The sequence below is a fragment of the Clostridiales bacterium genome (assembly GCA_030016385.1).
Lineage (GTDB): Bacteria > Bacillota > Clostridia > Clostridiales > Oxobacteraceae > JASEJN01.
Window position 1 is genome coordinate 12,723 of record JASEJN010000042.1, and the last position, 15,792, is coordinate 28,514.

Annotated in this window: 12 protein-coding genes; 7 read left to right on the forward strand and 5 right to left on the reverse strand. The window is 40.9% G+C overall.

Translation table 11 applies throughout. From position 1 onward, the window contains the following. Position 1 precedes the first annotated feature (1 nt). Positions 2 to 667, reverse strand: coding sequence for a sugar transferase (locus tag QME45_10300; protein MDI6619046.1), 666 nt, complete (start codon positions 665 to 667; stop codon positions 2 to 4). Between the two features lie 366 nt (positions 668 to 1,033). Here QME45_10300 and QME45_10305 point away from each other — a divergent pair, with 366 nt between their 5' ends. Continuing rightward, positions 1,034 to 1,555 carry a protein kinase gene (locus QME45_10305; GenBank protein ID MDI6619047.1) on the forward strand — a complete coding sequence of 174 codons (522 nt, stop codon included), beginning with the start codon at positions 1,034 to 1,036 and terminating at the stop codon, positions 1,553 to 1,555. A 70-nt stretch (positions 1,556 to 1,625) separates the two neighbouring features. On the opposite strand, the gene QME45_10310 is transcribed toward QME45_10305, so the two are convergent. Continuing rightward, positions 1,626 to 2,843, reverse strand: coding sequence for a 6-phosphofructokinase (locus tag QME45_10310; protein MDI6619048.1), 1,218 nt, complete (start codon positions 2,841 to 2,843; stop codon positions 1,626 to 1,628). 166 nt (positions 2,844 to 3,009) lie between these two features. On the opposite strand from QME45_10310, the gene QME45_10315 reads away from it, so the two are divergent. Then, positions 3,010 to 3,549 carry an amidase domain-containing protein gene (locus QME45_10315; GenBank protein ID MDI6619049.1) on the forward strand — a complete coding sequence of 180 codons (540 nt, stop codon included), beginning with the start codon at positions 3,010 to 3,012 and terminating at the stop codon, positions 3,547 to 3,549. A gap of 143 nt (positions 3,550 to 3,692) precedes the next feature. Here QME45_10315 and QME45_10320 read toward each other — a convergent pair whose 3' ends face one another. Together QME45_10320 and mtnA are read right to left on the reverse strand one after the other, a co-directional pair. Further along, positions 3,693 to 5,861: a methyl-accepting chemotaxis protein gene (locus tag QME45_10320; GenBank protein MDI6619050.1), complete on the reverse strand. Its 2,169-nt coding sequence runs from the start codon at positions 5,859 to 5,861 to the stop codon at positions 3,693 to 3,695. A gap of 185 nt (positions 5,862 to 6,046) precedes the next feature. After that, entirely contained in the window at positions 6,047 to 7,087 is a 1,041-nt protein-coding gene (gene mtnA, locus QME45_10325) for an S-methyl-5-thioribose-1-phosphate isomerase (GenBank protein ID MDI6619051.1), read from the reverse strand. 280 nt (positions 7,088 to 7,367) lie between these two features. Here mtnA and QME45_10330 point away from each other — a divergent pair, with 280 nt between their 5' ends. The 5 genes from QME45_10330 to QME45_10350 are packed head-to-tail and all read left to right on the forward strand — an operon-like array spanning position 7,368 to position 13,481. Beyond that, positions 7,368 to 8,837, forward strand: coding sequence for a spore germination protein (locus QME45_10330; GenBank protein ID MDI6619052.1), 1,470 nt, complete (start codon positions 7,368 to 7,370; stop codon positions 8,835 to 8,837). Further along, complete coding sequence (locus tag QME45_10335; GenBank protein MDI6619053.1) at positions 8,834 to 10,042, forward strand: endospore germination permease; 1,209 nt, start codon at positions 8,834 to 8,836, stop codon at positions 10,040 to 10,042. The genes QME45_10330 and QME45_10335 overlap by 4 nt, the downstream gene beginning before the upstream one ends. After that, positions 10,039 to 11,151: a Ger(x)C family spore germination protein gene (locus QME45_10340; protein MDI6619054.1), complete on the forward strand. Its 1,113-nt coding sequence runs from the start codon at positions 10,039 to 10,041 to the stop codon at positions 11,149 to 11,151. The genes QME45_10335 and QME45_10340 overlap by 4 nt, the downstream gene beginning before the upstream one ends. 31 nt (positions 11,152 to 11,182) lie before the next feature. After that, positions 11,183 to 12,286, forward strand: coding sequence for a Ger(x)C family spore germination protein (locus tag QME45_10345; GenBank protein ID MDI6619055.1), 1,104 nt, complete (start codon positions 11,183 to 11,185; stop codon positions 12,284 to 12,286). Between the two features lie 55 nt (positions 12,287 to 12,341). Then, positions 12,342 to 13,481 (forward strand): GerAB/ArcD/ProY family transporter, encoded by a 1,140-nt coding sequence (locus QME45_10350; protein ID MDI6619056.1) that lies wholly within the window; start codon positions 12,342 to 12,344, stop codon positions 13,479 to 13,481. 13 nt (positions 13,482 to 13,494) lie between these two features. Here QME45_10350 and QME45_10355 read toward each other — a convergent pair whose 3' ends face one another. Beyond that, entirely contained in the window at positions 13,495 to 15,585 is a 2,091-nt protein-coding gene (locus tag QME45_10355) for a DUF6259 domain-containing protein (GenBank protein ID MDI6619057.1), read from the reverse strand. Positions 15,586 to 15,792: the final 207 nt, after the last annotated feature.

Genomic DNA, 15,792 nt, shown 5'->3' on the forward strand with positions numbered 1-15,792 from the left:
CTTATGATGCGTTTTCGTCCCCTAAGAATACTTTGAATGTCTTAAATATAAGCTTCAGATCAACTAAGAAACTTCTTTCATGTATGTATTTAATATCAAGCCGGACCCATCTGTCAAAGTTTATGTTGTTTCTGCCCATCACCTGCCAGTAACATGTAAGCCCCGGTTTTACGGACAGCCTCAGCATCTGATAATCAGTGTACTGCTTGACCTCAGAAGGAAGAGGCGGCCTGGGCCCTACAATGCTCATATCGCCCTTTAATATATTGATAAGCTGTGGAAGTTCATCTATGCTTGTTTTCCTTATAAACTTTCCTATTCTCGTTATCCTCGGGTCATCCCTGATTTTAAAAACAGGCCCGTCCTGTTCATTCTTATCTTTCAAACCATCGAGAAGATCCTCTGCGTTGCATACCATGGAGCGGAATTTCAGCATTTTAAACAATTTTCCGCCTTTACCGCATCTTGCCTGTTTAAAAAATACAGGACCCTTCGAATCGATTTTTATTAAGACGGCTACTATAATAAATAGTGGAGATAAAATAATCAAAGCAAAAAATGAGCAGAATAAATCAAATAAACGCTTGAAGAACAGGTATGTTCTGTTTTCTTCATTCAGTGCCGCTTCGTAAGAAGTTTCCGCTTTTACGATAGTACTGTCATTCATTGTTTCCCCTCCTATTATAAATATAAAAGCTTTTGTATAAATTGCGTAAATATTACACATAATAGCATATTTTTTAGTAAAACACTACTAAATTATAATAGCACAAATACAGAAAAATTTCCAGATTCAGCTTCGGTTATTTTCATTTCCGACTTTTTTCAAGGATTTTTTATAAATATTCGTGTTGTTATATGGAAATTATTGACATGTAATAAAAATATTATAACAATTTCTTTAACGAAACTTGAATATCGTTAATATAATAAATGGAGATTATTTTAAGATAAGGTGCATAATGTGCTGTCACCTGTAAGATCCTATAGGGATATCTATGACGACTTCGATTTCGATTTAAGGGAATGCAAAATGCTTGGCGAAGGCCATAACGGCATCGTTTATCTCCTACCCGACGGGAAGGCGATAAAAATCTTCAAGGATAAAAAGCACTGCGTCAAAGAATATGACATATTGAAAGCAGTAAACGGAAATAAATATTTCCCTAAGGTTTATTCCTGCGGGGGCAATTACATCATAAGGGACTTCGTAGGGGGAGAATGTGCAAAGGATTATATAAAGAAAAAGGGATTGAGTAAAAAATTGGCTTTAAATCTCATACACCTTTTGGAGGAGTTTATAAATTTGAAATTTACAAGGATCGATATAAGATGCAGGGACTTGTATATTCAGGATGACGAATCCATACTTGTTATCGACCCGAAATCCTCTTTCAGCAGGAACATACCATTCCCCAGGCATCTTTCAAAAGGGCTTAAAAAATTAAAGGTGCTTGACAAGTTTCTTAAAATATTAAAGCAGGAGAACGGCAAGCTCTATGACGACTGGGTACCCGCTTTAAAAAAATGCGGCTTGCTGCAAAAGTGCCATTGAGTATTTGAATCCAAATACTCAATGGCACTTCAATATATGCTTGTTTTCTTCAATTCGATAGGGCATGGATCTATTTGTGAAGTATTTTTTCAACCTTTGGCGCCCTCAGCCTGTGGGCCTGCTGCATATCGGAACCTAAAAGAGGCATCACATAATGCTTGAATTGTTCCGTAACGTTGTTTCCATCGGCATTTATGAATTCATCGGGCATAACCTTCGTCTTCCCCGCCACTTCAGGCATAGGTACGAGGCTGTAATCCACCGAATAATAACCGGTCCTTTTTATTGTAATTGAACCGTCTATGTTATGCCAGATGGCAAATTGCGCGGACTTTTCGCCGACTTCCCTTGCCTCATGCTGGTCCACATCAGATACGCACCCGAAAAATGATCTTTGAAGGTAACCGAACGTATCCGATCTTACTCTATGTATGTTGAGTTTTTTCTTTACATAATCTGCAAGCAGATCCCCGAGAAGCCCGTTTCCGGAAAGCTGTACGTTCCCATGGGCGTCCACTTCATTTTTCTGCATCAGCTTTGTGACTATGGGCACTCCGTCTTTATCCTTTATCCCTTCCGAAACGGCAATAAGGCACCTTCCGTATTTGTTGTAAACCTCTTTGACATCTTCGACATATTTGTCAACGTCAAAGGGCTTTTCAGGAAGATATATTAAATGCGGCCCGTCGTCGGGATATTTCTGGGCGATGGAAGCCGCCGCCGTCAAAAATCCGGAATTCCTTCCCATCACAACTCCCACATGCACTCCCGGAAGAGCCCTGTTATCGAGGTTGATGCCTATGAATGAATTCGCCACAAACCTTGCCGCCGAACCATATCCCGGAGTATGGTCGTTCATGACTATGTCATTATCGATGGTCTTTGGGATATGTATCGCCCTGAATTCATAATCTGACTGCTCCGCCTCTTCGTTTACTATCCTCAATGTATCTGCCGAATCGTTCCCTCCTATGTAAAAAAAGTACCTTACGTCATGGGCTTTTAAAACCTTGAATATCTCCTGGCAGTACTTTTTATCCGGCTTATCCCTCGTTGAAAATAATGCCGACGATGGAGTAACCGCCACCTGCTCCAGGTTATGCGTGGTCTCCTGCGTAAGATCCAGAAAGTCTTCATTTATCATACCTGCGACACCATTTACAGCTCCGTAAACCTTTGTGACCTGTGGAAACTTTCTGGACTCCAGCACTACTCCGACCAGCGATTGGTTTATTACGGCGGTCGGACCTCCTCCCTGTGCGACAACAACTTTGCCTTCAAGCTTCATTTAATCACCCCACTCAATATTTTTATCTTATTATACCATATTTTAACATATAATGTTATATAAGGATAAACAATATTCAGTAATTCAGGTTTGCAATATTTACGTTTAGCGGATGCCCCGTTTGCCAAGCTTCAAATTACGAATTTAAGATTCAGGAGTCTTTTTTATGAATAATGGAAAAAATTTATATGATAGGGACATGGCTGTAAGATATGCCCTTGCATACGCTTATGTGCCTAATCCCGCCTACCTGCATTTCGCTTCATACGGAGATGGAGGCGGCGATTGCACGAACTTTATATCCCAGTGCCTGGCTGCCGGTGGCGCCCCGTTCGATTACATGCCTGACTATCCCTGGTGGTACAGAAGCAACGGCTCAATTAATGTATCGGATGATAAATGGTCGCTTTCATGGGCTGTGGCAAACTCCTTATACTGGTGCCTTAAAATCCGTGGAAAGAAAAATATAAAAGGCCTTAAAGGTATTGAAATATCGGATGTAAATTCGCTCCAATCAGGCGACATAATCCAGTATGAAAATGCCAGGGGAAACATATATCACTCTGCGATAATCACGGGATTTATAAAAGACGTCTCGGGCCAAAACGCCCCCCTCATAACCCAGCATACGTATAATGCGGCAAATATATATTATATAAAGCCTGCGGCGCACAGGGCCCATTTTATGAAAATAATCGTGGACTGACTTCTTCATCTGTTCTTCGATTCGCAATATGAGTTTATGTTATTTATGCCTGATTTCAAATTACGAATTGAAGTTTATCTGTTAAAACCGGTTGCAAAATAAAAAGGGCGCATGTAAACCTAAGTTTAAAGCACCCGGTTTTTTTATATTTTGAAGTTGTTTGTAATGTTCATCAGTGTTTGGGATATCCCGTCGAGTTCCGTTGCCATGGAGTTCATCTCTTGGGCGGATGCTGCCTGCTCCTCCACCGACGCGCTGATTTCCTCAGTAGATGCGGCGGTTTCCTCAGAAATCGATGCGATCTCCTCAATGGTTTTTACTATTTCATCTTTGCCTTTGCCTAAATTATCCAGTGCGGCATTCAGCTTTTCGACCTTCCCTCCGACGGAATCCATCGAACCTTTTATATTGTTGAACGCGTCCATCGTATTGTCTATAAGGACAACCTGCTGTTCCATTATATCCATTATGATTTTTGCAGTATCGACGGAATCCTTCGTTCTGTTGTTTACGTTCTTTATTATGAGCCGTATATCGTTTGCCGCTTTTTTTGATTCATCGGCAAGCTTTCTTACCTCTTCCGCCACAACGGCAAAACCCTTTCCGGCTTCGCCCGCCCTGGCAGCTTCTATAGCGGCATTCAGCGAGAGCAGATTGGTCCTGTCGGCTATCCTTCTTATGGCCTTCAATATCTCCTCTATTTCTCCGGTATTCTGTGTCAAGGCTGATATAGAGCCTGATATCTTCTGGATTATGCCTACGCTGCTCCTTGACTTCTCCTTCAGTTCCTGTATCGATTTTGTCCCTGTGCTTACCCTTGCAGAGGCTTCATTAGATGCTTCGTTTACTTCATCTGAAAACTTTACTATCGATTCCACATCATTGCCGAAGTTTTCGGCCGTTTCCATGGCTTTGGAGGCCTCCTTGGCCTGATCGCCCGTACCTGATGCGATTTCCTCGACGGCCTTTGACACCTCGGAAGATGCCGATGCAAGCTGTTCGCTGCTCTGCCCTACGGTTTTTGCCGCTTCATTCGTCTCTTTTACGCTGTCCTTGACTCTTTTGATCAATACCCTTAAATTTGCGGTCATGTTGTTAAAGCTTTTTGAAAGCGCACCGAACTCATCCCTTGAATGGCTGTTTACGCTTACGCTTATGTCACCATTTTCGACCTTTGCAAGGGAATTCGTAACGTCCTTTAGAGGCGACGAGATTATCAGCGTGATTATCGCGCATACTATAATCGCAAGTATCAGACAGAGTATGCTTATTATAAAGATCACGCTTACAAGCTTGTCCGCAGAAAGGGTAAGTTCCTTCTCCGGAACAACCGCAATATATCTCCAATCCGTTTTTTTGGATGTCGTATATACCGCAAACATCTTTTTATTCTTTTCGGTATATGTATAATCCCCATTTTGGCCTGACAGCGCCTTTCCTACGCCCGGGCTGCTTTTTATATTTTTACCCATCAGGCTCGCATTCGGATGGGCTACTACATATCCGTCCTTGTCCACGATGAACATGTAACCGTTGTTGCCTATTTTTTCATTGTTGATCGCATCGCATATTACCGATGGATTGATATTAAGCGTCAATATGCCGAGAGCCTGATTGGTGCTCATGTTTTTGAGATATCTTACATAGCTTATTACAGTATCGCCGCTCTGGCTGACGCTCATATCGTCGGCATGTGGGGGAAGCCACAAACCTGCGCCGTTTAACTTTACCGCATCTTTATAGTAATCTTTATTTTTAACATCGGCAATCTGATCGGCACTCCCTACGTCCGGCTGCCCTATCGATATCCCGTCAGGATTTATTACCCTTATGCTTTTCATATAAAAGCATGCACTTGTTATATTGCCTAACGACCTAGCTACATTAGTTTTTGCGTTGTACAAATCATATTCGCTGGTATATTTTTGCGACAGTTTATCGCTTATATCCGTATTCGAAAAAACCTGCATGGAATAAACATCCACGGTGCTTGCAATAAAATCTACATAATTTTTATTCTGGCTGAGGATGCTCCTGCTCGATGATATAAACTGGCTTCTCACATCGTTTTTGTTGATCAATGAAGTAATTATTCCAACCAGCAGCAATGTGACTATCAAAATAGCACCGAAGGATAATGTCAGCTTCCCCAGTATGCTGTTTTTAAACCTCAAATCCTTTATACCCTTTTTTAACTTTTTAAAATAGTACCGTACATCCACCGCCTGGCCTATACTTTTAGAAGTTGACGCATCATCCTTTCCTTTATTAAGCTTTCCCCTTATCTTTCCAGACTTAAACCACATTTTCATAACACCAATCCACCCGCTTACTTTAGTATTTTATAAAACCTCGCTTTTTTATCTATTGCTTTTTTTAAATAATTCCGCAATATAATAATTTGTCGAAATATTTTATAAAAAAATAAGGGGTGTCGATGAAACTTGTCATAATTTTTTTGAGCAGCCACACTTTTAGGCAACTGCCGCCCGTATTTTTACTTTGATAACCTTTCCCTGGTGTAAGGCGGATAGATAATACCATTTTCGGTGATTATCGCAGTTATATATTTTGCTTTTGTCACATCGAAGCATGGGTTATACACTTTTGCATTCAAAGGGGCGGTAGGTTTTCCGAATCCGTTTATTATTTCATTGGCCGGCCGCTGTTCGATTATTATATCATCGCCCGTTTCGATCGAGATGTCTATAGACGGTGTGGGAGCGCAAACATAAAACGGTATGTTGTATTCCTTTGCAAGTATGGCAACTCCTGACGTGCCTATTTTGTTTGCGGTATCTCCGTTTGATGCTATCCTGTCGCAGCCTACCAGCACCGCATTTATTTTCCCCTGGTGCATAACCGTCGAAGCCATATCATCGCATATCAGCGTCACATCTACATTTGAGCGCATAAGCTCCCACACCGTAAGCCTTGAGCCTTGGAGGAGCGGCCTGGTTTCATCCGCAAAAACTTTAAAATCATATCCCCTTTCGTACCCGATATAAATAGGTGAAAGCGCAGTCCCGTATTTCGATGTTGCAAGGCTTCCGGCATTGCAATGGGTTAAAATGCCCATGCCCGGCTTTAAAAGCGTAAGCCCGTATTCACCTATCCTCCTGCACACATCTTCATCCTCGTTTCTTATTTTTTCGGCTTCATCCAATAACGCCCTTTTGATTTCATCTATCCCCTTGCCTTTTTCCAAAAGGGTTCTTTTTTTCATCCTGCCAAGGGCCCATGACAAGTTCACGGCAGTTGGACGCGATGATGAAAGATAATCGCATTTTTTATTTAAAATATCGTAGAATTCATCAAATGTTTTGTTTTTGACATCCTTCACAGAAATATAAAGGCCCATTGCAGCCGCAATTCCTATCGCAGGTGCGCCTCTTACTTTAAGTTTTTTAATGGCGTCCCATACATCTTCTATCTTTTCTATTTCAATATAGCGCTCTTCACCCGGCAGCAGTGTCTGATCCAGCAGTACCAGCTTATCCTTACTTTCATTTAAACCTACAGGGCAAATATATTCCATAATTCCACCTCTTCAATCAAATTTTTATACATGGTGCATTCATATGCTCTCCAAATTATATTGTAATATTTTTATTGCCACATGAAAATACTATATTAAGCAACTATTTGCTCTGCATATCGATTCATCGGAATTAAGTTCAAAAGTGTATATATATTATTTGAATATAAAATAAGGTGGAGACAGGTGATGTACTACGATAAAAAAACTTAAGACTAAAAAGGCAGAACCGGCTAAAGAACCTGTACAGGAAAGAGTTACTGAAAAAGATGAAAAAAACGTGGACGATGATGAAAATAAACTCTCAAATCACCCTTTTGAAGATAATATAAATAAAATCAAAAAAATGTTGAAGGATTGCCCTGATATAATAATGCGCAAAGTAAATTTGGATGAAAACAAATCGGGCTTCTTTATATATATAGACGGCATGGTAAACATCGATCTTATACAGAGGGACTTTGTAGCCCCCTTGCTTTGCCTGAGCTTTGAGAAAATGCAGGATGAAGAAACCCTCAGAAATCTTCCCGTTACTGACCTGCGCTTTACGGATGATTTAAGCATATTGATAGAAAATGTGCTTTTGGGAAGCACCGTATTTATAGGGGAAGGGCTATCAAGAGCCATAATATGCGGCCTTATATCCTTCGATAAACGCAACATACAGGAACCTATAACGGAGAAAAATGTAAAAGGTTCCCACGAAGGCTTCGTTGAAAGCATAAAGACGAACATGACCATATTGAGAAGGCATGTGAGGAACACAAACCTCAAATTTAAAATGTTTACTATAGGTAAATCAACAAACCAGATGTGCGCTGTCGCTTATATCGAAGGCATCGCAAACCCGGACCTTTTAAAAACGCTTTGCGAGAAGATCGGAGACTTGAATTTTGACGGTTTTATCGGTGTGGGTTATATAGAACAGTTTATAAATGATCACCCAAACTCCCCGTTTCCTCAGTATCAGGCTACCGAGAGGCCCGATAAAACAACTGCTTCCCTTCTGGAAGGCAGGTTTGCGATAATGCTTGACGGTACTCCTGTTGTAAGCATAGTGCCCACAACTTTTTTTTCATTTTTCAGAGCCGTGGACGACTTCAACAGCAACTGGATATTCGGCACATTCATAGGTTCGGTCAGAATTTTCGCCGCCTTGATTGCCATATTTTTACCAGGCTTATATATATCCATACTATCCTACCATTATTATACCGTCCCTTTAAGCCTTTTGATCCCCCTTGCAGAATCGAGGTCAAGGGTGCCCTTTCCCCCTCTTATAGAAGCGCTTTTGATGGAACTTACCCTTGAGCTTTTGCGTGAGTCTACCGTAAGGCTGCCGACATTCGTAGGCAATTCCATAGGTGTAGTCGGGGGTATCATAATAGGTCAGGCGGCGGTTGAGGCAGGCCTTGTAAGCAACCTTATGGTAATCGTCGTCGCCATTACCGCAATTGCAAGTTTTGTCGTGCCAAACTCTGACATGGGTTTGGCCATAAGGGTCCTGAGATTTATAGTAATGCTTCTCTCGGCCGCATTCGGAGCTATCGGCATCGAGGTTACAGCGACAACCATAATGGCTCACCTCGTAACTTTGGAATCCCTGGGTCAGCCTTATTTTCAGCCCTTGATACCCCTTAAGCCCAAAGATTTCAAGGATGCCGTAATAAGGCTCCACCTGCAGACTATGCGGAAGCGGCCGGATGTAGCCCAACCGGTGGATAAAAAAAGAGGGAGTGGCGGCAATTGACTGTAGATAAAGAAAACCTTATAACTTCAAAGCAGTTTATGATACTTATATTTTCTACTATGATAGGTGTGGGCATCATATCCACACCTTATCTGCTGGTTCAGGAAGTAGGCCACAACGCATGGCTCTCGGCTTTGATGTCCGGCATTATCTCGATTTTATTGACAATTATTATTTCCAAGCTTTTAAATATCCATAAGGATAAAACCATATTCGGCATAAATAAACTGCTGTATGGGAAATATGCAGGGATGGCTTTAAATTCAGTATATTTATTGTATTTGATACTAAAGACTTCCATAATACTAAGGTTGGTCATAGAAATAACGCATATAATAATCATGAAAACTACCCCGCCTTTGGTTTTGACGATTTTAGCCCTGATATGCCCCTTTTATATGGCCTTTTACGGACTCAAACCCATATGCAGGTTTAGTAATTTCGTCTTTCTTATTCTGATCGAGATAATATTCCTGTATTTTGTGAGTTTCAGTCATATAAGGCTCTCTTTCCTTCTGCCGGTTGGAAATATAAACCTGCCTTCCCTGTTATATTCCATGCGTTCCACTGCTTTTTCCTTTTTAGGCTTTGCATTCTTATGGCTTGTTTATCCGGCGATAACGGATAAGAAAAACGCCCTCAAATATACTATATGGGCTATGGTGCTTTCAACCTTGATATTCACATCCACTATTGTAGTTACAATGGGTTATTTCGGAGAAAACATGCTAAAGCACATAATATTCCCTGTTTATTATCTCGCCCTTGTATACAAAGTGCCTATTTTTGAAAGGATAGATCTTGTTTTCCTTGTGATATGGTTTCCTGCGCTTTCCATGACATTAAAGGCATATTTTTTTGTAACATATTACTGGCTATATCAGGCCGCAGGGCATGTTTTCCCAAGCATTAAATCTAATGCAAATACGATTTCAGGGAATAATAAAAATAAAAATTCATTCACCGGAGTTAAGGATAAAAAGAAAAAAACCGTATTTCTCATATTATTTACGATTTTAATAACAGCAATAAGCAGGATGCTAAAGGATTACAACCATGTTTTAAAAACCATCGAACTCACGGATATGATAGGGGTCAGTCTTATATCCGGTATGGCAATCATCGACTTGATTATATCGCTGATTAAAAACGCCGCCGGATCAAAAAACAAGTTCAAGGTTGAAAGGCAGGCAAAAAAATCATGAAAAAAGTGCTGGCGCTTGTTTTAATTATACCAATACTGATTACAGGATGCTGGGATATGAAGATTTATGAAAGAATAGGCTTTATATTGAATATAGGCGTCGAGTCCTCAAAGGACGAGGGTCTTTTGGTAACATATACGTCACCTGTAATAGCCGAAGGTAAAAAGCAAAACGAAGTGGAGCTTATCGAAGTGACTGGAAAAGTGCTAAGGGATGCAAGGGAAAAAGCAAGGAGGATGTCTGCGAAGCTGCTGGAGGCAGGCAAAATACAGCAATTATTTGTCTCGGATGAATATGCGCAAAACAAGAGCATCCACCAGACTTTTGAAGTGCTTGAACGCGATCCAACGGACCCCATACATTGCTGGGTGGTGATTGTTGAAGGTAGTCCCAGCAAAATGTTAAAGGCCCTTTCAAAATTCACGGATAAGCCGAGGCCTTCCATATATATGGATAATCTCCTTGAAAACATCTCCAAAAGCTCATATATACCGGATACCAAGCTTGTGGATTTTGATATATGTTATTTTGCGCCTGGCCTGGATCCCATACTGCCTCTTGTAAAGCTGTCGGGCCAAGAAGTCATAGCCACAGGGTCCGCACTTTTTTCCGGGGACAAAATGACGGGAAAAATAAATACCAGGCAAACATTCCTCACCCTGGCAATGATGGGAAAAGCGAAAAAAGCGGAATTCGCATCCATAGACCCGCTGCCTGTAAAACCAGACTTTGGGAACGAAAGGGATATGTCGACAGACCTTGTGCCTGTAAAAAGAAAAATCGATGTAGAGATAGAAAACGGCAGGCCTGTGGTAAATATATATTTAAAATTTGACGGATATATAAGCGAATACAAGTGGGATAACCTGGATAAAGCGACAGTCCGGGCAGAAATTGAAAACTACCTCGAAAAAAGGCTGGAAAATGACTGCGATGAAACCGCCCGCCTCCTTCAGCAGCACGGCTGTGATGCCATAGGTATAGGCGATATCGTACGGGCAAAATACAACGGCTTCTGGAAAAGTGTCGACTGGAAGGATGCTTATAAGGAAACCAAGATAAACGTCGATATCGACGTGAATATCAAACAGTTTGGAGTCATTAATTGATCATTTTTCATACAGGTCAAGAGGTGTAATCATGAAAAAGGTATTGATACTATTTATAGTTATTTCACTGACGCTTTCGAGTTGCTGGGACCAGAAAATATTTGAGAAAACAGGCTTTACCCTTATGGAAAGCGTTGAAAAATCCAAAACGGGCGATGATCTTTTGATAACTTCGACGATTCCGGCAATAGGTGCAAAAGACACGTATGGGATCGAGATGTTTACGACATCTGCTGATTCCTTGCTGGAGGGCAGGAAAAACAGAAACAGGATGGCATCCAAAAGGACGGAGGCAGGCAAGCTGCAGCAGATACTGTTTTCAGATGAAATCGCAAAAAAAGGCATACACAACCTTCTTGAAATATTCAACAGATTGGCCGAAGAAAGTTCCATCGCCTTTGTTATCGTAACGGAAGGAAGCCCGTTGGAAATTATACAAAAATCTACTGATTTTAAAGATATACCAGGACCTGCCCTTTATATCAGCCAGCTTACAAAAAATGCCGTAAAAGATTTATGCGCTCCCAATACCATGATTTACAATTTCAACATCGATTATTTCGCTCCGGGGATAGATCCGGTTACACCCCTTATAAAACTCAAAGGCAACCACATAGAGGTTGAAGGCAGCGCCCTTTTCTCCGGCGACAGGATGGTCGGAAAATTGGATGCGCAAAAATCATCGCTGCTCCTTGGCATGATGGGTAAGCATAAGGATAAGGAATTTTCTTATACGGTTCCAATGCCCGAAAAAGAAAAAACTGAAGATAAATTGGGCATATCGATGATCGAGTGCAAAAGAAAGGCCGATGTAGAACTTCAGGATGGCAAACCGTCCGCAAATATATCCCTGTATTACGGAGGAGTAATAGAGGAGTTCAAATGGAATAAACTAAGCGATATAAAAAAGCAAAATGAAATCCAGGACTATTTGAATGTTTCAATAAAAAAAGACTGCATGGAAATCATAAAATACCTTCAGAAAGTGGGAAGCGATCCTATAGGGATAGGTGAAATTGTAAGAGCAAAATATTACGGCTATTTTAAAAATGCAGACTGGAAAGATGTTTACAAAAGCATCCCATTTAATGTAGATGTAAAAGTAGACATAAAACAATACGGTATAATAGATTAAAAAGCACTTGCTGAAAAATGGCATGGTAAATTTTGCAAAGACTGGAGTCAAAAAGATGGATATAGGAAGAAGAAATTTCATAACTTCAAAACAATATATGACTTTCCTTATTTCAGCCCAGGTTGGAGTCGGAGCCATCACTTTACCCAACAGGTTAGCCGTATCGGTCGGGCATGATGGATGGATCGCCGTCATATTTGGCGGGATTATCAGCGCCTCTCTGTCGACTCTTTCGGTAAAACTCATGGAAAGGTATAAAGATAAAAATTTGTTTGAAATAAACTCACTATCCTATGGCAAGTTTTTCGGTACCGCATTGAACTTGCTTGTGATATTGTATTCTTTTTTAAAGTGTTCAATTACTCTGGGATTTTTTGTACAGACCGTGCATACAACCGCATTAAAACTGACTCCGGCAATTATCCTCGCATCCGCGGTGGCAATACCTACGGTATATCTTTCCTGGTATGGCTTAAAACCCATGTGCAGGTTTGCATCAGTAATATTTGTCATAATATTTCTGGAGTTTTTTTTATTCACTTTAAGGTTCGGCGAATTTAAAACTGTTTTCCTTATGCCCGTCGGAATTTTCAAAATACCAAAAATGGCAAGGGCAATATTCAGTACATCTTATACTTTCCTTTCATCATCAATTTTAACGATAATTTATACCGAGATAACGGATAAAAAAAATGCTCTAAAGTATTCCTTGACAAGTAATGTGATTACCACATTATTCATATTGATTTCCACCGCCTTTACAATAGGGCTGTTCGGAGAGAACATGCTAAAGCATATCATATTCCCCCTTTATGAAGTTGCAACTACCTATAACGTACCGGTACTTGAAAGGATCGACCTGTGGTTTCTCAGTATATGGTTTCCTGCGCTCAGCATGTCCTTCGGGTTATACTTTTTTATCATATATTACAGCATCGGTAAAGTATTCAAAAAAACAAATTCATCGGCCTCAAAATCAAGCCCGAACAAAGCAAAAAAATCGATATTCAATATGAATACAGTATCGCTGCTGGTGCTTTCGATATTCATCGTTTTATTCAGTATAATACCCAACAACTTTTCCGATGTAAGAAAATATATTATAATTTTAGATTATATAGGCAATCCCTTGATTTTCGGTCCGCTTATTTTTAACTATATATTATCCTTCTTCAAAAAACCCGCTTTGCACTAAACATATGGAACATCTATCGGTTAATTATGACGGCGGCAGAACTTGGCGGGATCGTTATCTTGTCCTCCGCCGATTTCCATACAGCATCATCTACCAGGCGGTAACTGTTTAATCTTGTTCCATCATTCAATTCAGCCTGTACTGTTACGCTATTCTTTTCATCATAGTTCGAGACCACAATCCCATAACTTCCGTTTGCTTTGTTTAAGTATACGGCATAAGGCTTATACGGCAGACCATCCATGGTTGTTACGGATGCTCCGCATGTATCGCGGAATTCACCTTCCCAGAAGTATTCCTTAAGTTCCGTCCTCAAGCAGTCCATCTTTTTGCCATATTCAACAGTAAGGGGAAAGTCATCCAATCTTCCTTTAAAATTATAGGGTTCATAGCTTATGATGTACCTGTACATCAGGCACTGGTCGACCATATTCCTGTCGTTAAAGCCTGTTATAGCCGTCATGAGCGGGGCATTAGGCAGCATATATCGCATAAGCGGAATATGCTCTTTATTCTGGCTTCTAAAATATGACAGATGATATACCTCAAACTCCCAATCATAGCATGATTCCCCTGAAAATAAAAATTCTTTGCCTTTCGGTATAAGCTTAGCGAATCTCTTGATTAGCTCTCTATCCATGGCATAAACCGGTGCCCCGTAACGGTGGCCATGCGTCTTGTCAAAGCACAGCAGTGCCGGCCCATGGTGCTGGCATTCATCGTATAGTATCCCGTCGGCTCCAAGCTCAATTATTTTTTTAAACTCTTCTTCACAGATCCTCATATATTCCTCTGAATAAAAGCACATGGGAATAAGCCTTTTTGTATTGATATCCATAAGCTGGGTTGCAGTCTGATACTGATAGCCTTCATGCATATAATAATCACCATATGGATCCTTTATTGCCAAACGTTTAAGATCCTTCCTGAACCATTCAGTTGCCCTGTCCGCCCATGTAAACTTTGAGAACAGGATTACCTTCACTCCCATAGACTGTATCTTTGCTATGGCATCCTTTAAATCCTGAAAACTTCCAAGCCTTGGATCCGGATCATGGGATGGATTCCCCTGGTCCTGACCTCCCTTATTCCAGCCTACCAGCTGTATCGCTTTCACTCCATGTTTTGCACAATCTTCCCCTATTTTCACAAGCTCCTTGAAGGTCATGCGAAGTTCATCCTCCGGGGAATTTATATGGATTTGCTGCCATGAATGCGGTTTCTTTGCCCACTCGGGTATTTTGGCAGTTTTCATCCATCCGTTTCTCCAGTTTTTATATATATCGACACCTGACTGCCAGCCTCCTGTAAAAGCTTCTAAAGCGACAGAAGTCAATTTTCTTGTTTCCCCGGGAAGTATATACGGGATATGTACAGCAGCGAACCGTGTAGCGATATCTTTCCCTGAAATCCGTGATCCTTCAGGTACCCTTGAGTCCATGGAACTTTCATATCCCGGCCTGAGCTCCGTATTCCATACCACCAATTCGGCGCTTGCATCACAAATGCCCGCATACAATCCCTGCTTGTCACCCCTCAGCAAACAGTATGGAACCATGGGTGCTCCGCTAAAAAGTATGCTTCCAAACTGGGTAGGATAGTCTACTCCATGATACCCCTTAAAATTTTGATACTCCGGCCAGAGCGGCCACTCCCTTGCGGAACTATAGTCATATATAAAAAGTTTAAAATGCTGCTCATCCTCAGGATGCCTGACATCGCCAAGATAAGGGCAGTATACGTTTTCGACAGTGTAAGGGGAATTGTTCTCTATCGAGAGGGTAAAAATCGCCTGCCTGTCTGTCAGCCGCACCATCATATGAAGTTTTATATCGAGCTTCCCACCAAACGCCGAAGTCACGCCATCCCAAAAAAAGCTTACATTCCGGCCATCCTTCCCTACCTTTGCGGATGTTATCCGTTGCTTTTCACCGTAAACGGGGTTGTTTCGCCGTCCGGGCAGCGGTACCAAAAGTCTGAAGTTAAGCCCAAGGTTTGGTCTGTTCAATATTTTCCACCCGGTCTCAACGGATTTTAAAGCTATGAGCGCTCCATTATCCATGTTAAATTCCAATTCCAGCGAATCGTTTTTTAATATTGTCATAATTTTCAAGTCTCCTTTTTCTATAAATGGCAAACTCTAAAATTTAAAAAATATATACAATAGAAAGTTTACCATATTGTTTATTCCTTGTATATTGCAAAGTCAACTATAGTCTTTTGCCACTTTGGCTATAGATGTCGTTTGTATAATATCTTGAGTTTCCGCAAACTGTAACTAAAAAATGAATGGATCTGTTCGAAATGCCAA

Bases quoted from the DNA above. Each gene is read 5' to 3' on its own strand.
- QME45_10320 (MDI6619050.1), bottom strand. From the start codon at position 5,861: ATGAAAATGTGGTTTAAGTCTGGAAAGATAAGGGGAAAGCTTAATAAA.
- QME45_10350 (MDI6619056.1), top strand. From the start codon at position 12,342: ATGGATATAGGAAGAAGAAATTTCATAACTTCAAAACAATATATGACT.
- QME45_10300 (MDI6619046.1), bottom strand. From the start codon at position 667: ATGAATGACAGTACTATCGTAAAAGCGGAAACTTCTTACGAAGCGGCA.
- QME45_10355 (MDI6619057.1), bottom strand. From the start codon at position 15,585: ATGACAATATTAAAAAACGATTCGCTGGAATTGGAATTTAACATGGAT.
- QME45_10345 (MDI6619055.1), top strand. From the start codon at position 11,183: ATGAAAAAGGTATTGATACTATTTATAGTTATTTCACTGACGCTTTCG.
- QME45_10315 (MDI6619049.1), top strand. From the start codon at position 3,010: ATGAATAATGGAAAAAATTTATATGATAGGGACATGGCTGTAAGATAT.
- QME45_10305 (MDI6619047.1), top strand. From the start codon at position 1,034: ATGCTTGGCGAAGGCCATAACGGCATCGTTTATCTCCTACCCGACGGG.
- QME45_10340 (MDI6619054.1), top strand. From the start codon at position 10,039: ATGAAAAAAGTGCTGGCGCTTGTTTTAATTATACCAATACTGATTACA.
- QME45_10310 (MDI6619048.1), bottom strand. From the start codon at position 2,843: ATGAAGCTTGAAGGCAAAGTTGTTGTCGCACAGGGAGGAGGTCCGACC.
- mtnA (MDI6619051.1), bottom strand. From the start codon at position 7,087: ATGGAATATATTTGCCCTGTAGGTTTAAATGAAAGTAAGGATAAGCTG.